At 73.8% G+C, this 23,909-nt stretch carries 24 protein-coding genes; 18 read left to right on the top strand and 6 right to left on the bottom strand.

Going from position 1 to position 23,909, the window contains the following annotated elements; genetic code table 11:
* Window positions 1–2 precede the first annotated feature (2 nt).
* The 6 genes from OZ948_17565 to OZ948_17540 all read left to right on the top strand — a co-directional run bounded on the left by OZ948_17565 (window position 3) and on the right by OZ948_17540 (window position 4,991).
* Complete coding sequence (locus OZ948_17565; GenBank protein ID MEB2346537.1) at window positions 3–1,046, top strand: agmatine deiminase family protein; 1,044 nt, start codon at window positions 3–5, stop codon at window positions 1,044–1,046.
* Window positions 1,047–1,122: 76 nt separating this feature from the next.
* Window positions 1,123–2,838 (top strand): FAD-binding protein, encoded by a 1,716-nt coding sequence (locus tag OZ948_17560; GenBank protein ID MEB2346536.1) that lies wholly within the window; start codon window positions 1,123–1,125, stop codon window positions 2,836–2,838.
* Window positions 2,838–3,593, top strand: a complete 756-nt coding sequence (gene sdhB, locus OZ948_17555) for a succinate dehydrogenase iron-sulfur subunit (GenBank protein MEB2346535.1) — start codon at window positions 2,838–2,840, stop codon at window positions 3,591–3,593. Before OZ948_17560 ends, sdhB begins: the two co-directional genes overlap by 1 nt.
* Entirely contained in the window at window positions 3,594–4,031 is a 438-nt protein-coding gene (locus tag OZ948_17550) for a hypothetical protein (GenBank protein MEB2346534.1), read from the top strand.
* The gene (locus tag OZ948_17545) at window positions 4,028–4,387 is read left to right on the top strand and encodes a fumarate reductase subunit D (protein ID MEB2346533.1); all 360 of its coding nucleotides are present in this window, start codon (window positions 4,028–4,030) and stop codon (window positions 4,385–4,387) included. Before OZ948_17550 ends, OZ948_17545 begins: the two co-directional genes overlap by 4 nt.
* Window positions 4,388–4,532: 145 nt before the next feature.
* Window positions 4,533–4,991, top strand: a complete 459-nt coding sequence (locus OZ948_17540; GenBank protein ID MEB2346532.1) for an Hsp20/alpha crystallin family protein — start codon at window positions 4,533–4,535, stop codon at window positions 4,989–4,991.
* 66 nt (window positions 4,992–5,057) lie between these two features.
* Here the strand turns inward: OZ948_17540 and OZ948_17535 are convergent, their stop codons facing one another.
* The 3 genes from OZ948_17535 to OZ948_17525 form a co-directional block, all read right to left on the bottom strand.
* The gene (locus tag OZ948_17535; GenBank protein MEB2346531.1) at window positions 5,058–5,876 is read right to left on the bottom strand and encodes a hypothetical protein; all 819 of its coding nucleotides are present in this window, start codon (window positions 5,874–5,876) and stop codon (window positions 5,058–5,060) included.
* Window positions 5,877–6,038: 162 nt separating this feature from the next.
* On the bottom strand, window positions 6,039–7,184 hold the full coding sequence (locus OZ948_17530; protein MEB2346530.1) for an acyl-CoA/acyl-ACP dehydrogenase: 1,146 nt from the start codon (window positions 7,182–7,184) through the stop codon (window positions 6,039–6,041).
* Between the two features lie 10 nt (window positions 7,185–7,194).
* The gene (locus OZ948_17525) at window positions 7,195–8,421 is read right to left on the bottom strand and encodes an acyl-CoA dehydrogenase family protein (GenBank protein ID MEB2346529.1); all 1,227 of its coding nucleotides are present in this window, start codon (window positions 8,419–8,421) and stop codon (window positions 7,195–7,197) included.
* Window positions 8,422–8,526: 105 nt separating this feature from the next.
* Here OZ948_17525 and OZ948_17520 point away from each other — a divergent pair, with 105 nt between their 5' ends.
* From OZ948_17520 to OZ948_17510, 3 genes are all read left to right on the top strand, one after another.
* Window positions 8,527–9,660 carry an acyl-CoA/acyl-ACP dehydrogenase gene (locus OZ948_17520; protein ID MEB2346528.1) on the top strand — a complete coding sequence of 378 codons (1,134 nt, stop codon included), beginning with the start codon at window positions 8,527–8,529 and terminating at the stop codon, window positions 9,658–9,660.
* Between the two features lies 1 nt (window position 9,661).
* Window positions 9,662–10,816 carry an acyl-CoA dehydrogenase family protein gene (locus tag OZ948_17515; GenBank protein MEB2346527.1) on the top strand — a complete coding sequence of 385 codons (1,155 nt, stop codon included), beginning with the start codon at window positions 9,662–9,664 and terminating at the stop codon, window positions 10,814–10,816.
* A 281-nt stretch (window positions 10,817–11,097) separates the two neighbouring features.
* A complete protein-coding gene (locus OZ948_17510; GenBank protein ID MEB2346526.1) occupies window positions 11,098–11,361 on the top strand; it encodes a BolA family transcriptional regulator in 264 nt (87 codons plus the stop codon).
* 9 nt (window positions 11,362–11,370) lie between these two features.
* Here OZ948_17510 and OZ948_17505 read toward each other — a convergent pair whose 3' ends face one another.
* Entirely contained in the window at window positions 11,371–12,225 is an 855-nt protein-coding gene (locus OZ948_17505) for a hypothetical protein (protein MEB2346525.1), read from the bottom strand.
* A 36-nt stretch (window positions 12,226–12,261) separates the two neighbouring features.
* Here OZ948_17505 and OZ948_17500 point away from each other — a divergent pair, with 36 nt between their 5' ends.
* Entirely contained in the window at window positions 12,262–12,741 is a 480-nt protein-coding gene (locus OZ948_17500) for a hypothetical protein (protein MEB2346524.1), read from the top strand.
* Here the strand turns inward: OZ948_17500 and OZ948_17495 are convergent.
* The gene (locus OZ948_17495) at window positions 12,734–14,812 is read right to left on the bottom strand and encodes a S41 family peptidase (protein ID MEB2346523.1); all 2,079 of its coding nucleotides are present in this window, start codon (window positions 14,810–14,812) and stop codon (window positions 12,734–12,736) included. The two genes, OZ948_17500 and OZ948_17495, sit on opposite strands and share 8 nt — an antisense overlap.
* Window positions 14,813–15,055: 243 nt before the next feature.
* On the opposite strand from OZ948_17495, the gene OZ948_17490 reads away from it, so the two are divergent.
* From OZ948_17490 to OZ948_17455, 8 genes are all read left to right on the top strand, one after another.
* Entirely contained in the window at window positions 15,056–15,667 is a 612-nt protein-coding gene (locus OZ948_17490; protein ID MEB2346522.1) for a carbonic anhydrase, read from the top strand.
* Between the two features lie 115 nt (window positions 15,668–15,782).
* Window positions 15,783–16,391 (top strand): 2-hydroxychromene-2-carboxylate isomerase, encoded by a 609-nt coding sequence (locus OZ948_17485; protein MEB2346521.1) that lies wholly within the window; start codon window positions 15,783–15,785, stop codon window positions 16,389–16,391.
* 15 nt (window positions 16,392–16,406) lie between these two features.
* Window positions 16,407–17,492 carry a DNA adenine methylase gene (locus tag OZ948_17480; GenBank protein ID MEB2346520.1) on the top strand — a complete coding sequence of 362 codons (1,086 nt, stop codon included), beginning with the start codon at window positions 16,407–16,409 and terminating at the stop codon, window positions 17,490–17,492.
* A 56-nt stretch (window positions 17,493–17,548) separates the two neighbouring features.
* Entirely contained in the window at window positions 17,549–18,013 is a 465-nt protein-coding gene (locus OZ948_17475) for a hypothetical protein (GenBank protein MEB2346519.1), read from the top strand.
* Between the two features lie 111 nt (window positions 18,014–18,124).
* Window positions 18,125–19,789: a hypothetical protein gene (locus OZ948_17470; GenBank protein ID MEB2346518.1), complete on the top strand. Its 1,665-nt coding sequence runs from the start codon at window positions 18,125–18,127 to the stop codon at window positions 19,787–19,789.
* The gene (locus OZ948_17465; GenBank protein ID MEB2346517.1) at window positions 19,790–20,476 is read left to right on the top strand and encodes a type 1 glutamine amidotransferase; all 687 of its coding nucleotides are present in this window, start codon (window positions 19,790–19,792) and stop codon (window positions 20,474–20,476) included.
* A gap of 22 nt (window positions 20,477–20,498) precedes the next feature.
* Complete coding sequence (locus OZ948_17460) at window positions 20,499–20,909, top strand: PaaI family thioesterase (protein ID MEB2346516.1); 411 nt, start codon at window positions 20,499–20,501, stop codon at window positions 20,907–20,909.
* A 226-nt stretch (window positions 20,910–21,135) separates the two neighbouring features.
* Entirely contained in the window at window positions 21,136–22,578 is a 1,443-nt protein-coding gene (locus tag OZ948_17455) for an amidase family protein (protein ID MEB2346515.1), read from the top strand.
* Here the strand turns inward: OZ948_17455 and OZ948_17450 are convergent.
* Window positions 22,524–23,837, bottom strand: a complete 1,314-nt coding sequence (locus tag OZ948_17450; GenBank protein MEB2346514.1) for an alpha/beta hydrolase — start codon at window positions 23,835–23,837, stop codon at window positions 22,524–22,526. The two genes, OZ948_17455 and OZ948_17450, sit on opposite strands and share 55 nt — an antisense overlap.
* Between the last annotated feature and the right edge of the window lie 72 nt (window positions 23,838–23,909).

Raw genomic sequence — 23,909 nt, 5'->3', positions numbered from 1 at the left:
CCGTGGAGAGCCCCGCCGCCCAGGGCTATCGCTGGCCCGCCGAGTGGGAGCCGCACCGCGCCACCTGGCTCTCGTGGCCCCACAACCGCGAGACCTGGCCCGAGGGCCTTGCGGCCGTGCACGCGAGCTTCGGCGCGATGGTGGCAGCGCTGGCGCCCCGCGAGGCCGTCGAGATCGGCGCCGGCGACGAGGCGCTCGAGGAGACCGCGCGCGCCGCGATCCGCGCGGCCGGCTGGGATCCCGACCGCAACGTCCGCTTCCACCGCTGGCCCACCACCGACGCCTGGTGCCGCGACCACGGCCCGATCTTCGTGGTGCGCGGCGCCGAGCGGGCGCTCTGCGACTTCCGCTTCGACAACTGGGGCCGCAAGTACCCCGGCTGGGAGCTCGACGACGCCGTCCCGCGTCACGTCGAGAAGGTGCTCGGGCTGCCGCGCTTCGCGAGCGAGACGGTGCTCGAGGGCGGCGCCGTCGACGGCGACGGGCAGGGGAGCGTGCTCACGACCGAGGCCTGCCTGCTGCACCCGAACCGCGGGGCGGGGCGTACGCGCGAGCGCATGGAGCGCCTGCTCGCGGACTTCCTCGGCGCGCGCCGCGTGCTCTGGCTCGGCGACGGCATCGAGGGCGACGACACCGACGGGCACGTGGACGACGTCGCGCGCTTCGTCGCGCCGGGGGTCGTGGTGGCCGCCGCCTGCGACGACCCCGCCGACGCGAACCACGCGCCGCTCGCCGACAACCTGCGCCGCCTGCGCGCGATGCGCGACGCGCGCGGCGCGGCGCTCACGGTCGTCGAGCTGCCGATGCCGCCGTGCCTCGCGGCCGCCGGCCAGCGCAGCCCCGCGAGCCACGCGAACTTCTACCTCGCGAACGGCGTCGCGCTGGTGCCCGTCTTCGGCAGCGCCTCCGACGCGCGTGCGCTCGCGATCCTGCGCGAGCTCCTGCCCGGACGCGAGGTGGTGGGCATCCCGTCCGTCGAGCTCGTATCCGGCTTCGGCGCGGTCCACTGCGTGACGCAGCAGGAGCCGGCCGGAAGCAGCACCTGAGCCGGATCCTTTTCAGGGGCGGGCGGATCCGTTATCCCTGCCCCCGAGATCTCCCACCTGGAGGCCCCGACGAGTGGTGGAGGTGTTCCGGCACGACGTGCTGATCGTCGGCGGAGGCGGGGCGGGCCTGCGCGCCGCCATCGCCGCGGTGGAGGCCGACCCGAAGATCAGCGTCGCGCTGATCTCGAAGGTCTACCCGATGCGGAGCCACACCGTGTCGGCCGAGGGCGGCGCCGCGGCCTACGTCGAGGGCAAGGACGACAGCCTCGACAAGCACGCCTACGACACGGTGAAGGGTTCGGACTTCCTCGGCGACCAGGACGCCGTCGACTACTTCGTCGAGCAGGCGCCGCTCGAGCTGACCCGCCTCGAACACTGGGGCTGCCCGTGGAGCCGCAACGACGACGGCTCGGTCGCCACGCGCCCCTTCGGCGGGATGGCGGTCCCGCGCACCTGGTTCGCCGCCGACAAGGTCGGCTTCCACATGCTGCACACGCTCTTCCAGCACTCGCTGCGCTTCGAGCGCATCGTGCGCTACGACGAGCACTTCGTGACCAAGCTCCTGGTCGACGACGGGGCGGTGCGCGGCGTCGCCGCACTCGACATCCGTAGTGGCGCGATGCGCCTCTTCCAGGGCCGTGCCGTGGTGCTCGCGACCGGTGGGGCCGGCAAGTGCTTCCCCTTCACCACCAACGGGAACATCAAGACCGGCGACGGCATGGCGCTGGCCTATCGGGCCGGGATCGCGCTCAAGGACATGGAGTTCGTCCAGTACCACCCGACCGGCCTGCCGGGCACCGGCATCCTGATCACCGAGGCTTCGCGCGGCGAGGGCGGCTACGTGCTGAACGCCGACGGCGAACGCTTCCTGGTGACGCGCGACTACGGCGTCGGCAACAAGGCCGAGCTCGGCCCGCGCGACATGATCTCGCGCGCCGAGATCCTGGAGATGGAAGCGGGCCGCGGCATCAAGGGCCCCTACGGCGAGTACGTCCACCTCGACCTGCGCCACCTCGGCGAGGCCAAGATCATGGCCAAGCTGCCCTTCGTGCGGGAGCTCGCGAAGACCTACGCGGGCGTCGACCCCGTCCACGAGCCGATCCCGATCCGCCCCGTCGTGCACTACATGATGGGCGGCATCGACACCGACGGGCGCGGCGCGACCGCGCTGCCCGGGCTCTACGCCGCGGGCGAGGCCGCCTGCGTGTCGATCAACGGCGCCAACCGCCTCGGCTCGAACTCGCTGACGGAGTGCCTCGTGTTCGGCGCGCGGGCGGGGATCGAGGCCGTCGCCCACGGGCGCGCCACCTCCGATGGCAACGAAGCGCGGCTGCGCGCCGCGGTCGAGGCCGAGGGCGCGCGCGTGGACGCGCTGCGCGGCCGGCGCGGGAGCGAGCGCATCGCGTCCCTGCGCGGCGAGATGCAGGCCACGATGGAGCGCGGCTGCGGCGTCTACCGCAACCAGGAGGCGATGGAGGCCACGGCCGCGGAGATGGGGCGCGTCAAGAGCCGCTTCCCCGACGTCGGACTCGAGGACCGCAGCCGGGTCTTCAACACCGAGCTCGTCGCGGCGCTCGAGCTCGAGAACATGCTCGAGGTGGCCGAGGCGGTGGCCGTGTCGGCGGCGCACCGCAAGGAGTCGCGCGGCGCCCACGCCTGCCGGGACTTCCCGCACCGCAACGACCAGGAGTTCCTCTACCACACGATGGCGTTCCGTACCGACGGGGCCCCGCGGCTCGACCGCAAGCCCGTGACGATCACCCGCTTCCAGCCCGAGGAGCGCAAGTACTGATGGCGGCCCACAGCGGCGAGATGCGCAAGCGGACCTTCGTCGTGACGCGCTTCGATCCCGACCAGGACGAAGCGCCGAGGACCCAGACCTACGACGTCGACTGCCGGCCGGACTGGAAGGTGCTCGACGCACTGAACCACATCAAGGACGAGGTGGACCCCACGCTCTCGCACCGCTGGTCGTGCCGGATGGCGGTGTGCGGGAGCTGCGGGATGAACGTGAACGGGGAGCCGAAGCTCACCTGCAAGACGTCGCTCGCGGGCTACGGCGACGTCGTCGAGGTGGCGCCGCTCGCGAGCTTCCCGATCGTCCGCGACCTGGTGATCGACATGGAGGGCTTCCTCGACAAGCTCCAGTCCGTGAAGCCCTGGATGATCGTCGCGAAGGAGAAGGCGGCCGAGCAGGGCACCTACAGCCAGACGCCCGAGGAGCTCGCGGCCTACAAGCAGTACAGCATGTGCATCAACTGCATGCTCTGCTACGCGGCCTGCCCGGTGGTGGCGACCGAGCCCCACTTCCTGGGGCCGGCCGCGATCGCGCTCGGCCACCGCTACAACCTGGACTCGCGCGACCAGGGCCAGGCCGAGCGCAACGAGGTGTTCCGCGGCGAGGGGAGTGTCTTCGAGTGCTCCTACGCCAACGAATGTTCCGAGGTCTGCCCCAAGAACGTCGACCCCGCGGCCGCGATCAACCAGGCCAAGCTCCTGGCGGTGGTGGACTGGGCGAGCGGGCTCGTGGTCGAGAGGAAGCGCTAGATGGCGCGTGCATCCCACCCGCAGGCGATGACCTCCCGGCGCCCCGGCGCCACCCGCACGGCTGCGCCCCAGCTCCCGGACGACTTCTGGCGCCGCCCGCGGATGCTCCGCTACCTGCTCTTCGACGCCACGGGCCTGCCGTACCTGCTGGTCGGGCTGCTCGCCCTGCGCGTGGCCTTCGCACTGCGCAGCCCCGAGGCCTGGGCGGGGCTGATGGAGGACTTCGCGAGCCCCCTCTACGTGGCCTTCCACCTGCTCGTCCTGGTCTCGGCGCTCGGCGTGGGGGTGCGCTTCTTCCGGCTCTTCCCGAAGGCGCAGCCGGCCCGGATCGGCCCGGCCAAGCCGCCCCCGCGCCCGCTGATCCACGCGGGCCTCTACGCGGCCTGGGCCGGCGTCACGGTCGTGCTCCTGGCCATCCTCGGAGGGCTCTGGCCGTGAAGACCCTGCTCCTGCGCCTCGAGCCGGTGATCTGGCTGCTCTTCGGCGCCGGCATCATGGTGGGCACGCTCCTGCTGCCGGCCTACGTGCTCGCGGTCGGCCTTGGCGCCCCGCTCGGCCTGCTGCCCGAAGGGGCCCTGTCCTACGAGCGCGCCCATGCGCTCGGCTCGAGCCTGCTCGGACGCCTGGTGCTGCTTGCGATCATCGCCTTGCCGCTCTGGAAGGGTGCGCATCACCTGCGCTCGCTCTTCGGCGACTGGCTCGGCCACGGGCCGGACGGCCTGATCGGCTCGCTCCTCTACGCGGTGGCCGCCGTCGGCAGCCTGGCCGGGATCTACGCCGTCCTGACCCTCTGATCCCACGGGGATCGACCTCGATCGGTGTTCCTGCGCGGCTTGACGCGCCCGGGTTCGTGTCTAGCTCTTTGCCATCGCCGAACCGGTCCCAATCCCAGCGACCTGCGGGCGGACCGGCGGCGGCGGAGCGAGAGGAGACACGAACATGGCATTCCCCACCATCTTCCGCGGCTATCCCGTCCACCTGGACACTGCCGACCCCCTCGGGTCCTTCGACCGCGCGGTCGAGGGCCTGTGGCGCGGTCTCGGTGCCGCCGCGCCGCCGGTGCCGGCCGGGTTCGCGCCGCGCATCGACGTGGTCGAGCGCGAGGGCGAGTACCTGGTGACGGCGGAGCTCCCGGGCCTCGAGGAGAAGGACTTCCAGCTCGAGGTGCACGGCAACGCGCTCACGCTCACGGGCGAGAAGCGGGTCGAGCGCGAGGAGGAGCGCAAGGGCTGGCGCTGGAGCGAGCGGGCCTCCGGCAGCTTCCGGCGCTCGATCCAGCTCCCGGACGACGTGGCGGCGGACAAGGCCTCGGCCAGCTTCCGCAACGGCGTCCTGGCGATCACCCTGCCCAAGGCCGAGCACGCGCGGGTCCGTCACATCCCGGTGACGACCGCCTAGGAGGACGCGGAACGAGGAACGGGGGATCGGGCGCACACCCGATCCCCCGTCGTCTTTCCCCGTCCCTCAGAGCCCGAAGTACACGAGCCCCCAGACGACCTGCGCCACCGCGTCGGCGAACGAGCGCCGCGCGAGGCCATGGTAGCCGTACACGTGGCGGTCGAAGCCGTAGCGGTCGTCGTACCAGGACCCGCAGGGCGCGCAGTAGTAGCCGCTGTGGACGATCAGGGGCCGGCGATAGCGGGCCCAGCGCCAGTCGTCGTGCGCCGCGTACCAGCCGAGGTGGCGTCCGGGCGGAACCCGGTGGCCCGGCGGGCACCAGCGGCTCCCGTGCCAGTGCCAGCGCTGGCCGTGGAGAGCCGTGTAGCGGGCGTGGTCCCACTCCCGATCCCGGTGCTCGTGCCGCTCGTCGTCCCATCGCCACGCGCGGTGGTCGTCGCGCCACTCGGAGCGCTCGCGCCGACCCGAGTACTCGCGCCAGTCCGAAGAGCGGCTGCGGTGCACCGCGTGGTCACGGTCCTCGTGGTGATCACGCCGGTCGCGGCGCTCGCGGTGCCCTACCTGCGGCCCCGGCTCGTGCCGGCGGCCGTTCGCGTGACGATCGCTCCCGCGCGGGTGCGTCTGCCCTCCTCCGTGGCGGGCCTGCTCGCGTCCGTGGTGGTGGCGGCCGTCGTCGCGCCGGTGCTCGTTGCGCTCGCTCCGGCGCCGCTCGTGGTCGTCGCTCCGTCGCCCCTCGTGCCGGTCGTCGGAGCGGCGCGTGACGTGGGCCCGCGAGCGTTCGTCCGCGTCGTCGTCCTCCGCCCCGGCAGGTGGCGGCGCCGCGATCAGCAGGCCGAGCAGGCCGGCCGTCGCGGCCCGCGCGGTGGGATGGGCCAGGCGCAACATGCTGCGTCTCCTGGCGCACGGCTGGCGCGGCCGGCGCACCGCCCCCTGACGGCGCCACCGCGCAATGCCGGCGCTCGGCGCTCTTCGACGAGGCCTGCCCGGACCCGATTCGGCCTCCCGGATGACAGCTCCGAAAGCCCGCCTCCGGGGGATCGGGCCGCCTCAGGCCTCCCCGCCGAGCGCGCTGGCGAGCCCCTTCCGGTGGTGGATCGCGTCGCCGAGCATCGGACGGCTCCAGAGCGCCCGCCGGAAGTAGAGATGGACGTCGCAGTCCCAGGTGAAGCCGTAGCCGCCGTGGAGCTGCACGCCCTTGCGCACCGCCTGGGCGTAGACGTCGCTCGCGAGCGCCTTCGCCATCCGCGCGTGCACGGGGGCCGCGGGCGTGTCCGCGTCCAGGCCCGCGGCCGCCCCGCAGGCGAGGCTCCGCGCGAGCTCGATGCCGCACATCATGTCCACGATCGGGTGCTTCACGGCCTGGAAGAAGCCGATCGGGCGGTCGAACTGCTTGCGGTCGATCGCGTACTGGCGGGTGAGCTGGAGCACGGCCTCGGCCCCGCCCACCTGCTCGGCCGCCAGCGCGGCCGAGCCCCGCGTCAGGGTCTCGGCGAGGGCGCGCGAGCCGTCGCCGTCGAGCCGCGCGCCGGCCCCGACGCGGACCCCGTCGAAGGCGATCCGTGCGGTCGGGCGCGTCGGGTCGATCGACACCTCGTCCTCGATCGCGACGCCGGGCGCGGGCAGGTCCACCGCGAAGAGCGAGATCCGGCCCGAAGGCTCCCGAAAGGCGGCGACGACGATCCCAGCGTCGGCACCACCCACCACGTGGGTCTTGCGGCCGCGCAGCACGAAGCCGCCGTCGGCGGGATCGGCGCTGGCCGTGATCGCCGCGCCCTCGAAGGCGCCGCCGGGCTCGACGAGCGCCAGCGACGCGATCGTCTCGCCGCTGGCGATCGCGGGCAGCCAGCGCTCGCGCTGCGCGTCGCCGGCGCCCCGCTCGATCGCGATGCCCGCGAGCAGCGAGCCGAGGAAGGGCCCGGGCACGAGCCGGCGGCCCATCTCCTCCATCAGGATCCCGAGGTGCAGCCACCCGAGCCCGGCACCCCCGAAGCGCTCGGGCAGCACGAGGCCGACCCAGCCCAGGCCCGCGATCTCCTTCCAGAGGCCGCGGTCGAGCCGCACCCCGGCGTCGACCTGCCGGCGCAGCTCCGCGATCGGGAGCCGCTCGGCGAGGAAGCGGCGCGCCTCGGCGCGCAGCAGCGCGTGCTCCTCCGTGAAGCCGAAGTCGGTCGGAACCTCGAGGCGCAGGGTCACGGCACGCTCCTCACTTGGTCTTCGGGAGGCCGAGCACGCGCTCCCCGATGATGTTGCGCTGCACCTCGCTGGTGCCGCCCCCGATCGTGACGCCGAAGGAGTTCAGGTAGGCGCGCGGCCACTCGGCCTTGTCGGGTGCGCTCGGGTCGCCGAGCCAGAGGACAGCGTCGGGGCCCAGCACCTCGCAGGCGAGCTCGGTCAGGCGCTGGCCGAGCTCCGAGAACACGAGCTTGTTCATGAGCCGGGTCGCGAGCGGACGGTCGTCCATGTTGAGGCCGGCTACACGCGCGCGCTGGGCCGTCAGGCGCAGCGCCTCCTCCTCGATCCAGAGCTGGGCCAGGCGGTCGCGGATCACCGGGTCGGCGGCGGCGGGGCTGCCGTCGCGGCGCATGCGCTTCGCGAGCGCGGCGACGGCGCGCACGGACTCCGCCGTCGAGGTTGCGGACCCGCCCCCGGTGCCCTCGGCGGCGCCGCGCTCGAAGGTGAGCGTCGTCATGGCGATCTGCCAGCCCTGGCCGAGCTGGCCGAGCAGCGCATCGGCGGGCATCGGCGCGCGGTCGAAGATCACCTGGTTGAAGCCGCCCTCGCCGGTCATCTTGACGAGCGGCTGGACGGTCACGCCGGGGGCGTCCATCGGGAAGAGGAAGTAGGAGATGCCGGCGTACTTGTGGGCCGTCGGGTCCGTTCGGGCGAGCAGGATCATCCACTTCGCGAAGTGCGCGAGCGTGGTCCAGACCTTGTGCCCGGTCACCACCCAGCCCTCGCCTTCGCGCGTCGCGCTGGCCTGCAGGCCCGCCAGGTCCGAGCCCGCGCCGGGCTCGCTGAAGCCCTGGCACCAGACGTCCTCGCAGCTCAGGATGTTCTTCAGGTACTTGCGCTTCTGCTCCTCGCTGCCGTAGGCGAGGATCGTCGGCCCGGCCCACTGCAGGCCGATCACGTTCACGAGGAACGGGGCGCCCGCCCGGTTCAGCTCCTGCGAGACGATCCGCTGGCGCTTGTGGGGATCGGAGTGGCCGCCGTACTCCGCAGGCCAGTCGAGCCCGAGGTAGCCGGCGTCGTAGACCTTGCGCTGCCACTCGCGCAGGAAGTCGAACTGGCGCTCCGACTCCACCTCGAGGAAGGTCTGGGGCAGCTTGAAGCCGGGGTGGGCGGGCTGGTTCGCCTGGATCCAGGCGCGGACCTGGCGGCGGAACTCCGCGTTCTCCCGGGACTCGGTCGCTTCCTCGGGCCGGGCCATCGTCGCCTCCTCGGGTTGACTCTCGAGTCGAACGGCGCGGCAGTATAGGCTAGGTTCGGCCGCGCCGGACCACTCGGTCGGGCGGATGCTTGGAGCGGAGAGCCCATGAACTTCGGCTTCACCGAGGAGCAGGAGCTGCTGCGCCAGGAGGTGCGGAAGTTCCTCGACGCGAACGCCCCGATGGAGGCGGTGCGCAAGCTCGCCGAGACGCCGGAGGGCTTCTCGCGTGCGCTCTGGAAGCAGATCGGCGCCCTCGGCTGGCTCGGGCTCACGATCCCGGAGGCCCACGGCGGGGCCGGGCTCGGGTTGGTCGACCTCGTCGTCGTGCTCGAGGAGACCGGGCGCACGCTCTTCCCCTCGCCGCTCCTGGCCACCACCCTGGCGGCGGCGGCGATCCGCGACGCCGGCAGCGAGGCGCAGCGGGCGCGCTGGCTGCCGGGGCTCGCCGAGGGCTCCGCGATCGGCACGATCGCCGTCGTGGAGGCCGGGGACCGCCTGGACCCGGGCGGCGTGCGGCTCGCGGGGCGCCGCGAAGGCGGCGACTGGCGGATCACGGGCGAGAAGCTCCAGGTCCTCGACGGCGCCACCGCAGATCTCCTGGTGGTGGCCTTCCGCACCGGCTCCGGCGACGGCGAGATCGCGCTCGGCGTCGTCGAGCGCGGCACGCCCGGGCTCACCGCCGAGACGACGCCGAGCATCGACGGGACCCGCCGCGTCGCGCGCCTGCGCTGCGAGGGCGTGCGCGTCGCGGGCGACGCCCTGCTCGGCGCGCCCGGCGCGGCCGGCCCGGCGCTCGCCCGCCTGCTCGACCAGGCGGCGGCCGTCGTGACCGCCGAGACGATCGGCGCCGCCGAGGGGGCGCTGCGCCTCACCGTCGACTACGCGCGCGAACGCGTGCAGTTCGGCTCCCCGATCGGGCGCTTCCAGGGCGTCAAGCACCCACTCGCCGAGATGTACGTCGACGTCGAGAGCTTCAAGTCGCTGCTCTACTACGCCGCCTGGTGTCTCGATCAGGGCGACCCGGAGGCGCCGCGCTTCGTCTCGATGGCGAAGGCCTACGCCGGGGAAGCCTTCGCACGGATCGGGATCGACGGGGTCCAGCTCCACGGCGGGGTCGGCTACACCTGGGAGTACGACATCCAGCTCTATCTCAAGCGCTCGAAGTGGGCGCGCGCCGCGTTCGGCGACCCCGACCACCACTACGACCGCGTCGCGCGGCTGCGCACGGAGGCGCGCTGAGATGGACTTCCAGCTCACCCCCGAGGAGGAGACCTTCCGGGCCGAGGTGCGGGCCTTCCTCGACGAGATGCTCCCGCCGGGCACCCACACGATGGACCCGGCCTTTCTCGCCGAGTGGCACCGCCGGGTTCGCGAGAAGCGCTGGGTCGGCTTCTCGTGGCCGCGCGAGGTGGGCGGCGGCGGCGGCTCGATCATGCAGCAGGTGATCCTCAAGGAGGAGATGGCGAAGCGGAAGGCCCCGCCGCTCGGCACCTGCTTCATGGGCCTGGCCTGGGTGGGCCCCGCGATCATCCAGTACGGCACCGAGGCGCAGAAGCAGCGCTTCGTCCCCGACATCCTCGACGGCAAGGTCCAGTGGTGCACCGGCTACTCGGAGCCGGGCTCGGGCTCCGACCTCGCGTCGCTCCAGTGCCGCGGGGTCCGGGACGGCGAGCACTACGTGGTGAACGGGCAGAAGATCTGGACCTCGATCGCGATGTGGTCGAAGTGGATCATCCTGCTCGTGCGCACCGGTCCTCCGGGCGTCGAACACAAGCACGACGGCATCACCTGCCTGCTCGTCGAGATGGACACGCCCGGCATCACCGTCCGGCCGATCCGCAACATGTCGGGTGGTGCGATGTTCGCCGAGGTGTTCTTCGACGACGTGCGCGTGCCGGTCGGCAACCGGCTCGGCGAGGAGGGGCAGGGCTGGAAGGTGACGGTCTCGGCCCTGGCGCACGAGCGCTCGTCGATCGCCGAGGTCGAGGGCCTGCTGCGCAAGCTCGACGAGCTCGTGGAGCTGGCGCGCCGGGCGGTGAAGAACGGCCGGCCCGCGCTCGAGGACGACGGCGTGCGGCGGCGCATCGCGCGCTGCGAGACGCGCATCGAGGCGATGCGCATGAACGGGCTGCGCTTCCTCACCAAGCAGCTCAAGGGCGAGCCGCTCGGCGCGGAGACCTCGATCAACAAGCTCCATCGCGCCGCGCTCGAGGTGGAGATGGGCGACCTCGCACTCGAGATCCAGGGCAGCGCCGGACACCTCGAGAAGGAGGTGGAGGGCGGTCGCTGGCAGCGCTTCGCGCTCAACTGGCCGGAGGTCGTGATCGGCGGCGGCACGCCCAACATCCAGAGGAACATCATCGGGGAGCGCGTCCTCGGGTTGCCGAAAGACTGATCGAGGGGGGAGGGGCGTCGGTGGTGGGGGTGGAGCTTCGGGCGGGGTGGGGGCGGCTGCAGCGGACGAGCGGCCGGGCCTTCGGCCCGGCGCTCGCCGCTGAGCCGCTGGGCGGGGCGTGGGCCTTCGGGCCGGCGCTCGCCGCTGAGCCGCTGGGTGTTCGCGGGCCTTCGGCCCGGCGTTTGCCGCTGAGCCGCTGGGTGTTCGCGGGCCTTCGGCCCGGCGTTTTAGCTTCGTGTTGTTCGTGACGGGGTGAAGGGAGAAGCGTGGCGGAGCCGGCGGTGAACGCGGAGCGCGTGCGGCGGATCGAGGCGCTGCTGCGCGAGCGGGTCGGTGCGCTGCGCGTCGAGGTGATCGACGACAGCCACCGGCACGCGGGGCACGAGGGCGCTCGCTCCGGGGCCGGTCACTTCCGGGTGCACGTCGTCTCGCCGCGCTTTGCCGGCCTCTCGCAGGTCGCGGCGCAGCGGCTCGTCTACCAGGCCCTCGCCGACATGTTCGGCCCCGACATCCATGCCCTCTCGCTGCGCTGCGAGCCCTCGTAACGGGGGGCGTCAGGCGACGAAGCGCTCGAGCCAGTCGGCGAGCGGGACGTGGAAGCCGGCGGCGTTGCGGTGGCCGCCGCCGCCGTAGCGGGCGGCGATCTTTGCCACGTCGAAGTCGCCGGTGGAGTAGAGCGAGCAGTCGACGCGCCGGCCGGTGAGCCGGTAGACGGCGCCGGCCGGTGAGCCGTGGACGGCGCGCACGGCCAGCTCGTGCCCGATGAGGGCCCGGTGGAAGAGCGCGTTGACGGCTTCGAGGCGCAGGCCGCCGACCGTGATCGGGTGCGCGTTCTGGAGCGAGCGTTCGACCTCGATGCGCTGGGCGCGCGCGATCGAGCTGCCTTCGGCCACCAGCCGGTCGAGCGGCATCGCGCAGAGCTCGTCCCAGGCGTCGAAGCGCCGCGGGTAGGAGTAGATCGCGGCGTTCACGGCCTCCGAGTGCGGGAGCTCCCAGCGCCACAGGTCCTGGTCCTGCACGTACGCGAGCAGCGCCGGCGGCTCGTGGTCGGGGTGGAAGTGCTGCCAGGCGAGGATGGCGCCGGAGCGCTCGAGGTCGAAGCGCACCAGGTGGCCGCGCGCGGCCAGGGCGCGGGCCAGCTCCGGCTCGCTCGCGAAGCGCTCGAGCGCCGAGACGTGGTGGTCGAGCACGACCACCTGGCCGGCGTGCTCGCCGAGCTGGCGCAGAGCCGCGTTGGGGGGCGCGTTGTCGGCGAAGACGACCAGGTCGCCGGCCAGCTCGGTCGCGCGCACGGCGTCGTCGTGGCCGCGCGCGCGGTACTCTCCGGCCTCGCCCCAGGCCTTCCAGATCGCCCAGGCCGCTCCGAAGCCGTCGGGGCAGCCGGCGTGATAGAAGCAGACGCGCCGCACGGGGCGAGCTTAGCCGGGGCGTGTAGGGGGCGCCGGATGGCTCGTGAGCGCGAGATCCGCTTCCGCGTGAGCGACGGCGATCCGCCCGCCGGCGGCCGCCGCCTCGCGCAGGCCTATCTGCTGCGCGGCCCGCTGACGGCGCGCGTGCGCGTCGGGGAGGAGCCGGGCGCTCTCGTCAACCTGAAGCTGCCGGCCGCCGAAGGCCGTCACGAGTTCCAGTGGCGGGTGCCCGGGTGGCTGGCCCGCGCGCTGCTGCGCCTGCCGCTGCCGCGCGTGGAGAAGCTCCGCCGCCGCGAGGGCCGGCTCGAGGTGGACTGCCTGACCTGGCCGGAGGCGATCGTCCTGGTCGAGCTCGAGCTGCGGGAGGGGGAGGGGCCGGACCTGCGCGACGTCGAGGCCCGCCGCCGCTTCATGGAGGCGCATCGGCCGCCGTGGGTGCGGGCCTGGCACGACGTGACCGACGACCCGGCCTACACCAACGCCCGGCTCGCCCGCCGGCGGCGCGGCTTCAGTTGAGCGCGAGCTGCGGGCTCGCCTCGACGAGGTCGGCCAGGATCTGGAGCGCCTCCTCGAGCTGGGGCGTCGGCTCGTCCTTCTCCTTGCCGGCCGCCTCGCCGGGCTCGGGCGGCGCGAGCATCGCCGCCTCGGGCGAGAGCGGCGCCGGGTCGCCGGCCGAGGCCGCCTCGCCGTCCTTCTCCTTCTCGACGAGATCGGCCACCTTCACGACGCCCTCGTTCTCGCGCTGCTTCTCGATCTCCTCGCGGACCTCGGCGAAGCGCTCGCTCGCGCCGACGCGCTGCCCGGACTGCCGGCGCAGCTGCTCGAGCGTCTCGGCCGACACCGCCACGTAGCCGCCCGCGCTGTTGAGGCCCGCTTCGCCGCCCGCGGCGAAGGAGTCGATCGAGCGCGCGGGCAGCGAGTACGGCTGGTACTCCTCCCCGAGGTCGGGGACCTGCGTCAACGAGGGCAGCACGACGTCGGCCCGCACCCCGCTCTGCTGGGTGGAGGCGCCGCCCGGCCGGAAGAACATCGCGGTCGTCAGCTTGAGCGCGCCGAGCCCCGGCGGCAGCGGCGCCACCGTCTGCACGCTGCCCTTGCCGAAGGTGTGGTCGTCCCCGACCACGACGCCGCGCCGGTAGTCCTTGACCGCGCCGGCCAGGATCTCGGCCGCCGAGGCGGTGACCCGCGAGGTCAGCACCACCAGCGGGCCGGCGTAGAGGATCGAGCCGTCGGGATCCTCGAGCACCTGGTTGCGCTTGCCGGAGTCGCCCACCGCGACGACGCCGCCGCTCCTCAGGAAGTAGCCGCTGATGCGCACGGCGTACTCGAGCAGGCCGCCACCGTTGCGCGACAGATCGAGCACCAGGCCGTCCACCTTCTCGCGCTTCACGAGGTCGAGCAGGCGCGCCACGTCGTCGGTGGCCTGGCGCGCGTCGGGCTCCTTGTCGCCGTAGAAGGAGGGCAGGTCCAGCACCGCCAGCTTGAGCTTGCGGCCGTCGCGTTCGACGGTCTGGAACTCGAGCTTCGCCGCCTGCTCTTCGAGGTTGATCTTGTCGCGCGTCAGCTTGACCGTGAAGCGTTCGGTGTCGGACCCCTGGCGCAGCACGGCGAGCCGCACGTGGGTGCCCTTCTTGCCGCGGATCATGCGAACCACGTCGCGCAGGTCCATGTCGATCACGTCGACCATGCCGCCCGCGTCCTGGCCGACCGCCAGGATCTTGTCCTTCGGCCGGAGCGTTCCCGACAGGTCGGCGGCGCCGCCCGGCACCACCTCCTCGACCACCGTGTAGCCGTCGCGCGAGGACAGCACCGCGCCGATCCCCTCGAGCGACAGTCCCATGTGGATGCGGAAGTCCTCGAGGCTGTCGGGCGTGAGGTACGCGGAGTGGGGATCGAGCGAGATCGCGAAGGCACCGAGGAAGCGCGCGTAGATCTCGTCCGGGGTCATCTCCTCGGCGCGCTTCGTGATCAGCTCGTAGCGATGGATCAGCTTCTGCTTCGCCTCCGGCAGCGACTCGCCGTTGCTCACGTAGTTCGACATCTGGAAGTGCACGAGCTTCTTGTACAGGGCCTCACGCTCGGCGGGCGTCTTCGGGAAGCCCCGCTTCTCGGGGTCGAGCAGGAGCTCCGCCTGCGCGTCGATCGCGTAGTCCTCGTCGGAGACGAAGCCGCGCACGAAGTGTTCCATCTCGCGGTAGTGCTCGATGCTCGCCCGGTGCATCGCATCGAGGAGCGAGCAGTCGTCGAGCGAGAGCGCCGGGAAGAGCTGGCGGGTCTTCTCGCGCAGCTCGGCGGCCTCGGCGTCGAGGAACAGCGCGCGTGAGGCGTCGAGCAGCCGCAGATGGGATTCCGCCACGCGCCCGCGCAGCTCGTCGCTCACCGAGTGGTAGAGCACGTGGTTCTGGAGGTAGGTCGCCATCAGCCGCGACAGATCGCCGCAGGTGAGGGCGCTGTGGGCGCCGTCCGCCTCGCCCTCGGAGGCCCCGGGCACGACCGCTGCGCTCGAGCCCGCAGCGGAGGCAGGTCCGGAGAAGGCGAGGAGCAGGAGGAGGACGAGTCGGGGGAGCGAGGACGGACGGTACATCATGGCCGGTCGAGGATAACCCAGGGCCCGCGGGGTTCGGGGACCAGACCCCCGGGGCCGGGGAGCCTGGATGGGATCGGACGCACGAGAGGGCGGCGAGCTTCGTGATCGGCCGCCGCTCGCCGGTCCTGAACCGGTGTTGCCCGCGGAGATCCACGCCCGGGGCCCGCTCGCGGGTCGTGCTCGGGCCGCAGCGGGCCGCCCGCGGGCCCGGGTCTCGGGTGCCCTCGGCTAAGCTCGGCCGCGATGCGCTACCTGCCGGAGCTCTTCGCCCGCAACCGTGCCTGGGCCGCGGACCAGGTCGCGCGGGATCCGGCCTACTTCCAGCGCCTGTGCGGTCTCCAGACGCCCCGCCATCTCTGGATCGGCTGCGCCGACAGCCGGGTGCCGGCCAACCAGATCGTCGGGCTCGAGCCGGGCGAGCTGTTCGTGCACCGCAACATCGGCAACGTCTTCGACCCGAAGGACGCGAACGCGGTCTCGGTGCTCCAGTACGCGGTGGAGGTGCTGGGCGTCTCGCACGTGATCGTGTGTGGGCACTACGAGTGCGGCGGGGTGCTGGCCGCCTTCGGCAGCGGGCTCGAGCCGCCGCTCGACGGCTGGATCGAGCACCTGCGCGGCGTGCGGGCCGCGCACCAGGCGGAGCTCGACGCGCTGCCGGACCGGGACGCCCGCTGGCGCCGGCTGTGCGAGCGGAACGTGGCGGCCCAGGTGGCCGCGGTGTGCCGCACGAAGCTGGTGGAGGCGGCGTGGGCGCGCGGCCAGGAGCTGTTCGTGCACGGCTGGATCTACGACCTGAGCGACGGCCTGCTGCGCGACCTCGAGCTGAGCACCGCGGGTCCGGCGCCGGGAGGCTGAGCATGGTGCCGGCGCCGATGGCGATTCGCCGCGCCGCGGCGGCCGATCGCAGCGAGTGGCGCCGCAGGCTCGGCTTCGGCGAGGTCGTGCGCGTGCTCTCCTCGTGGAAGCGGCTGTGACGGAGCCGCCGCGGCCGGTCGAGTTCTGGTTCGAGTTCGCGAGCACCTACTCGTACCCCGCGGCGATGCGGATCGAGGAGCGCGCCCGCGCGCTGCGCGTCCCCCTGCGCTGGAAGGCCTTCCTGCTCGGCCCGATCTTCGCCGCGCAGGGCTGGAGCGACTCTCCCTTCAACCTCTACCCCGCCAAGGGCCGCTACATGTGGCGGGACCTCGAACGGGTCTGTGCGGGGCTCGGGCTGCCGCTGCGGCGGCCCACGCGCTTTCCCCGCAACGGGCTGCGGGCGGCACGCGTCGCCTGCTGGTTCGAGGACGAGCCCTGGCTGCCCGCGTTCGTGCGCGCCGTCTACGACGCGAGCTTCGCGCGCGACCTCGAGATCGCCGAGTCCGAGGTGGTGGCCGCGTGCCTCGAGCGCGCGGGCGCGCCGGCGGGCGCGCTCGCGGCCGGGTCCGCGGACGCCGCCAAGGCGAAGCTGCGCGCGCGCGGCGAGCAGGCGGCGGCGCTCGGCCTGTTCGGCGCGCCGAGCTTCGTGGTCGGCGCCGAGCTCTTCTGGGGCAACGACCGGCTCGAGGCGGCGCTCGCCTGGGCGCGTGGCCATGGCGCCTGAGGCGGGGCGGCGCGCGTGATCAAGTACCTGGGCTCGAAGCGCACGCTGGTGCCCGCGATCCTGGACGTGGTCGCCGCGGTGCCGGGCGCCCGCACGGTCGTCGACCTGTTCTCGGGCACGGCGCGGGTGGGCCACGCGCTCAAGGCCGCCGGCTACCGGGTGCGCGCGAACGACCACCTGGCCTACGCGCACGCGCTCGCGCGCTGCTACGTCGAGGCCGACCGCGAGGCCCACGGGCGCGACGCCGAGCGGCTGGTGGCGGAGCTCTCCGCGCTGCCCGGCCGCGCGGGCTGGTTCACCGAGACCTTCTGCGAGCGCGCCCGCTACTTCCAGCCGCGCAACGGCGCCCGCATCGAGGCGATCCGCGAGGCGATCGCGCGCAAGGCGCTGCCGCCGGTGCTGGAGGCGGTGCTGCTGGTGTCGCTCATGGAGGCTGCCGACCGCGTCGACTCGACCACCGGCGTACAGATGGCGTACCTGAAGCAGTGGGCGCCGCGCGCGCACAAGGAGCTCTCGCTGCGGGTTCCGGCGCTGCTGCCGCGGGCCGCCGCCGGGGCCGGCTCCGCCCACGGCCTCGACGCCCTCGACGCGGCGGCCGCGCTCGACGGCGACGTCGCCTACCTCGATCCGCCCTACAACCAGCACTCCTACCTCGGCAACTACCACGTCTGGGAGACGCTGGTGCGCTGGGACGCGCCGGCGGTCTACGGCACGGCGATGAAGCGCACCGACTGCCGCGAGCGACGCAGCCCCTTCAACTCGCGGCGCCGTTTCCGCGAGACCTACGCCCGGCTGGTGGCGGCCGTACGCGCGCCCGTGCTGATCGCGTCGTTCAACGACGAGGGCTTCCTGACGCGCGCAGAGCTCGAGGCCCTGCTGGCGACACGCGGCCGCGTGGCGGTGCTGGCGTACGACTACAAGCGCTACGTCGGCGCCCAGATCGGGATCTACGATCCCGCCGGGCGCAAGGTCGGGACGCCCGGCCGCCTGCGCAACACGGAGTACCTGTTCGTGGCGTCGGAGCCGGGGATCGAGCTGCCGCCGGCGGCACCCAGGCAGCTGTCCTTCGACGCGGGGCCCTGGCTGGACGCCGGACGCTGATGCATGCTCGCCGGCCTCCTGGCCGGCTCCGCCGTCCTGCCGCTCCCGAGAGGCCCATGCGCTTCGCCCGCTGCACCGATCTCGCGTGCCCGCCCTCCGACGCGATCGCGCACGCGCGCAGCCCGCGCCTGATGGAGTACGTCGCGGCGCCCTGGCTGCGCTTCGAGCCGGTCGACCCGCCCGCGTTGCCCGAGGAGTGGAAGCCCGGCCGCTACCTCGTGCGCCTCCGGCTGCTCGGCAGGGTGTCGCTCGGCACCCAGTGGATCGGGATCCGTGCGGTCGAGCAGCGCGGCCTGCGCCTGCTCGTGCACGACCAGGGCACGAGCGTCCGGATCCCCGTCTGGGACCATCGCATCGAGCTCTCGCCGGCGGACGACGGCGGCACGCACTACTGCGACCGGCTGCAGATCGAGGCCGGCTGGCGCACGCCCTTCGTGGCCGCGTTCGCGCGCCTGTTCTTCGCGCATCGCCAGCGCCGCTGGCGGCGGCTCGTGCGCACGGAGTTCAATTACGGCGCCTGAGCGCGGGCGTGTCCGGTCGAGCCCCGGCGGGCGGCTTCCCTGCCGATGCCCTCGCGGAGCCTCTTTACAGGGGGGGCCGCGGCGGTAGCGTGCCCGGACGGAGGACCGCCCATGCCGCGTCTCGCCGCGCTCGCGCTCTCGGCCGCCCTCGCCGTGGGCCTGGGCTCGTGCCGCCAGGGGCCTGGCGACGGGGCCTCCCTCGAGCCGCCGCGTCTCTTCGAAGGCCTGGGGGACGTGCGCCAGCCGATCTCGACGGAGGTCCCCGGCGCCCGGCAGTACTTCGAGCAGGGTCTCGCGCTCACCTACGGCTTCAACCACGAGGCCGCGATCGACTCGTTCCGAGAGGCAGCGCGCCTCGATCCCCGGTGTGCGATCTGCTGGTGGGGCGTCGCCTACGCCGCGGGCCCGAACATCAACGCGCCGATGGGGCCGCAGGGCGCCGCCGAGGCGTGGCGGGCAGCGCGGCAGGCCAAGCGCCTCGCGAAGCACGCGAGCCCCGAGGAGCGCGCCTGGATCGAGGCCATCCAGGTCCGCTACAGCGAGGACCCCGAGCTGTCGGCCGGCGCGGAGCGCAAGGCGCTCGACCTCGCCTTTGCCGACGCGATGCGCGCGCTGCGCCGGGCGCAGCCGGACGACCTGCACGTCGCCACGCTCTTCGCCGAGTCGCTGATGGATCTCTCGCCCTGGAACTACTGGGAGGACGACGGCTCTCCGCGCGAGCACACCGAGGAGGCGGCCGAGGCGCTGGCCTCGGTGCTCGAGCGCGACCCGAACCACGTCGGGGCGCTGCACTTCTGGATCCATCTCTACGAGCGCTTCGAGCCGGAGCGGGCCGAGGCGGAGGCCGACCGGCTCTGGCAGCTCGCGCCCGCGGCGGGCCATCTCGTGCACATGCCGGCCCACATCTACTTCCGGGTCGGCCGCTACGCCGAGTCCTCCGACGTGAACCAGCGCGCCGCCGCCGCCGACGTCGCGTGGTTCTCGTGGTGCCGCGCACCGCAGGCCTATGCGGCCCTCTACTACACCCACAACCTGCACTTCCTGTGGGCCTCGGAGATGGCAGCGGGGGACTTCGACGGCTCGCTCACCGCGGCGCGCCGGCTGGTCGCCCAGGTCCGCGACGACCAGCTCGCGAGCTTCCCCTTCCTCGAGGACTTCCTGGCCACGCCCATGCTCACCTTCGCGCGCTTCGGCGAGTGGGATCTCGTGCTCGGCGAGCCGCCGCCGCCGGCCGAGCGGCGCTTCCAGACCGCGCTGTGGCACTACGCCCGCGGTCTCGCCTTCGCGCGCACCCGCGACCTCCCGGCCGCAGCCGGCGAGCGCGCCGCGCTCGCCGCGATCGCCGCCGACCCCCAGCTCGGCGCGCTCCTCTACGACACCGCGGGCGGTACGGCCGGCGAGCGGCTCGGCGTCGCCCAGAAGCACCTGGACGGCGAGATCGCCGCGGCGGCGAAGGACGTCGCGGCGGCGGTCGAGGCGCTCGAGGAGGGGATCGCGCTCCAGGACGCGATGCCCTACTCCGAGCCGCCCCCCTTCTACGTGCCGCTGCGCCAGGTGCTGGGCGGCGTCCTGCTCGACGCGGGTCGCGCGAGCGAGGCCGAGGCGGTGTTCCGCGAGGACCTGCGCCGCCACCCGAACAACGGCTGGTCGCTCTACGGGCTGGCGAAGAGCCTCGAGAAGCAGGGCAAGAAGGCGCAGGCGAGCTGGGCCGAGAAGGGCTTCCGCAACGCCTGGGCACGCGCGGACGACCCGCAGCGCCGGCCGTACAGCTTCTGAATGCGCGTGCGCGTCCTCCAACACGTGGCCTTCGAGGGTCCGGCAGCGCTCGCGCCCGCGCTGTCCGCCGCGGGCCACGAGGTCGCGGTCACCCGCCTCGACGCCGGCGAGCCCCTTCCTTCGCTGGCGGAGCTCGACTGGCTCGTCGTGATGGGCGGCCCGATGAGCGTGCACGACGAAGCCCACTACGCCTGGCTGGCGCCCGAGAAGCGCCTGCTGCGCGCTGCCGTCGAGGGCGGGCGCCGCGTGCTCGGCGTGTGCCTCGGCGCGCAGCTCGTCGCCGCCTCGCTCGGCGCCGCGGTGACGCGCAACCCGGAGCGCGAGATCGGCTGGTTCCCGGTCGCGCGCGCGCCGGGCGCCGAGTGCTCCCCGCTCGGGCGCGCGCTGCCCGCACGCTTCCCGGCCTTCCACTGGCACGGCGAGACCTTCGCGCTGCCGCCCGGGGCCGTGCGCCTGGCCGCGAGCGAGGCCTGCGCGGAGCAGGCCTTCGCGATCGGCGAGCGCGTGCTCGGGCTCCAGTTCCACCTCGAGACGACGCCCGAGTCGGCGAAGGCGCTGGTCGAGCACTGCGCGCACGAGCTCGGGCCGGGACGCTGGGTGCAGGATGCGAGCGCGATCCTGGCTCCCGACGCGCCCTTCGCCGAGGCCCACACGCTGATGCGCGGGCTCCTGACCGCGCTCGGCTAGCCGCGCCCCGGAAGGATTCGCCATGGAGACCTTCGAGACGATCGTCCGCGACGTGATCGCCGGCTCGCCCTACGCGCGCAAGCTCGCGATCGCCTGCGAGCAGGTCGCACCCGACCAGGTGCGCATGCGGCTGCCCTGGACAGCGGACCACGTCACGATCGGCGACCTCGTACACGGCGGCGCGATCGCCTCGCTGGTGGACGTGGCCGCGACGGGCGCCTGCTGGGCGACGCCGGAGCTGGCCCCCGGCGCACGCGGCACCACGATCGGCTTCTCGATCTCGTACCTGAACGCGGGCCGCGCGCAGGACCTGCTCGCCGCGGCCCGGATCGTGCAGCGCGGGCGCTCGATCGTGATCGCCGAGGTCGACGTGCACGGCGCCGACGGCACCCACGTGGCGCGCGCGCTGGTCACCTACAAGCGCTCGGCGTAACCGGGGAGTCCGCACCGGGGTCCTGGCAGCGGGCGGCGGACGTCTGCTGGAGCCCGGTGTCCTGGCTCCGCCCCCGCGAGCATCCGGTCGAGCGGCGTTCCGCAAGGGGGCCGCGTCGCGCCGCTCCGCGAGCGCCGCCCGCAGGGCCTGGGCTCCCCGGCTTCCGCGCCGCGCGGGCCGGCGCCGGCCCGACTGCTAGCTTCGCCGCTCCGGACGCGGAGGAGCCATGGAAACGGACGCAACGGGGATGGCGGAGCTGGTGCGCCGGCGCGAGGTGACGCCGATCGAGCTCGTGGACGCGGCGATCGCGCGGATCGAGAAGCTCGATCCGCAGCTGAACGCGGTGATCCTGCCGGCCTTCGAGCGCGCGCGCGCCGCCGCGAAGGCGCTCGCCTCCGCGCCGGACCTCGCCGACCGGCCCTTCGCGGGCGTCCCGTTCCTGATGAAGGATCTCGGCGGCCCCGAGGCCGGCGCCCCCTGCCACATGGGCATGGGGTGCCTGAAGGAGGCCGGCTGGATCGAGCGCGAGGGGAGCCACCTCGCCGAGCGCGTGGCGCGCGCCGGCCTGATCTCGCTCGGTCGCACCAACACGCCCGAGCTCGGCCTGCTTCCCACGACCGAGCCGCTCGCCTACGGGCCGACGCGCAACCCCTGGAACCCGGGCCACAGCTCGGGCGGCTCGAGCGGCGGCGCCTCGGCGGCGGTCGCGTCCGGGATGGTGCCGATGGCGCACGCGAGCGACGGAGGGGGCTCGATCCGGATCCCGGCCGCACACACGGGCCTCGTCGGCCTCAAGCCGACGCGCGGGCGCAGCTCCTTCGGGCCGGGCGCGGGTGAGCGCTGGGGCGGGTTCTCGTGCGAGCTGGTGGTGTCGAAGACCGTGCGGGACACCGCGGGCTTCCTCGACCTCGCGCAGGGTGCCGAGCCGGGCGATCCCTACACGGCGCCGCCGCCCGCGCGCCGCTACGTGCGGGAGGTCGGGGCCGACCCGGGCCGCCTGCGCATCGGCCTGCTCGCGGGCTCGCCGCGCGAGGGGGTCGTCGTCGATCCGGCGTGCGCCGAGGCCGCGCTCGCGACGGCGCGCGCGCTCGACGCGCTCGGCCACCGGGTCGAGGAGGCGAGCCCGGAGGCCTACGCGGATCCGGCCGTGGGGCGCGGCTACGTGACGGTGGTCGCCTGCAACGTCGCCCGTGCCCTCGAGGCCGTCGGCGAGAAGCTCGGCCGCGCGCTCGGCCCCGGCGACGTCGAGCCGATGACCTGGGCGATCGCCGAGCTCGGCCGCGCGACGCCGGTGGCGACCTACCTCGAGCAGATCGACTTCGTGCACCGCTTCGGGCGGCGGATGGCGGCGTGGTGGGGCAGCGGCTTCGACCTGCTCCTCACCCCGACCACCGCCGAGCCGGCGCCGCGGATCGGCGAGTTCGAGCAGACGCCGGACCAGCCGTTGCGCCCGTTCCTACGCGCTGCTCCGTTCGGCCCCTTCACCTTCCCGATCAACATGACCGGCCAGCCCGCGATCTCGCTCCCGGCGCACCTGACCGAGAGCGGGCTCCCGGTCGGCGCCATGCTGGTGGCCGCGACCGGCCGCGAGGATCTCCTGCTGCGCGTCGCCGCTCAGCTCGAGGAGGCGCTCCCCTGGCGCCACCAGCGTCCTCCCATCCACGCCTGATCGCGGGGGACGGTCCTGCGACCGTCGCCGTCCCCTTCTCCGACGAGGGCCTCGCGCAGGAGGTCGTGGACGGCGGGCTCGAAGAGGAAGGAGATGTGGCTGCCCTGGTACCAGGTCACGTGCGGGCGCTCCCAGTGGCGCCAGAGGTTCCAGGCCTGCTCGGGCGGCGCGAGGCGATCGGCGGTGCCGGCGTAGAGGAAGCGTCGCTCGCGGGGCACCTGCACCGGCATCGCCAGCGGCGAGACGACGCGCAGCACCTCCTCGATGCGCTCGAGCGGGAAGCCGGTGCGGGCGAGCAGGCCCGCGATCCCGGGCGGCACGTGCGAGCGTGCGAGCCCGACGAAGCACGATGCCGGGACGCCGGCCACGATCGCGTCGAGCCGCGGCTCGAGCGCCGCCAGCAGTGCCGCCGTGTAGGCCCCGAGCGAGATGCCGTGCACGGCGACGCGGCCGGCGCCCGCGCGGCGCAGCCAGCCGATCAGCCGCCGCAGGTCCCACACGGCCTGGGCCTGGGCGTGCAGCGTGTCGACGAAATCGCCGGAGAGATAGCCGTCGCCGCTGCGCCGGCCGCAGCGGCGGGGCCCGTGGAAGGGCATCACGTAGATCGCGACGTCGAGGCCCAGCACCTCGTGCAGCCAGCGCGCGTGGAAGGCGGTGAGATCGACGAGCGGATGGCCCATCCGGAAGCCGGGCACGCACACCACCCAGGGGCGCCCCTTCCCGTTCCGACCCGGCCCCGGCGCGCCCGGAGCGGGCGCCTCCTCGTCGTGCCGCAGCAGCCAGACGTGCGCGCTGCGGTTCGCGTGGTATTGCGACCAGCGCTCGGATCCGGGCTCGTCCGGGTGCGGCGCGTAGCCGCTCTCGAAGCGGGCATGCCGGTAGCCGAGCCGCCCGAGCCTCCGGGGCTCCTCCTCGACGCTGTGCAGGAGCGGTGGCGCCCGGTGGTAGCCACGCGGCTCGGCGAGCCAGCCGCGGCGCGCGAAGAGCTCGTGCGCCGCGGCGATCTCGCCGGCCAGCCGCCGGCGGTCCGTGGCGCGCAGCAGGAGCCCGCCCGAGACCAGCTCCGTCGCGAGGAAGGCCTCGTCGGCGGCCACCTTGAGTGCAAGGGCGGCCGAGCGCCGCACCTGCGGCATGCCGGAGCCGGCCGGCCCGCGCAAGGCGCCGGCCCAGCGCAGGCCGAGCAGCCACGGCAGCGCCAGCGCGCGCGCCGAGAGCTCCAAGCCGCCCGTGATCCGCGCGATCACGACGCCGCCACCCAAGGTCCTTCCCCCGCTGGCGGGTTATATCGGAAGAGGGGAGTGCTGCGCGAGCCCCGGCCCGTGCCCCGGTCC

It is taken from the genome of Deltaproteobacteria bacterium (assembly GCA_035063765.1).
GTDB lineage: Bacteria > Myxococcota_A > UBA9160 > UBA9160 > PR03 > CAADGG01.
Note: the sequence above shows the minus strand (reverse complement) of the source record. Positions and strands in the feature narration are given on the sequence as shown.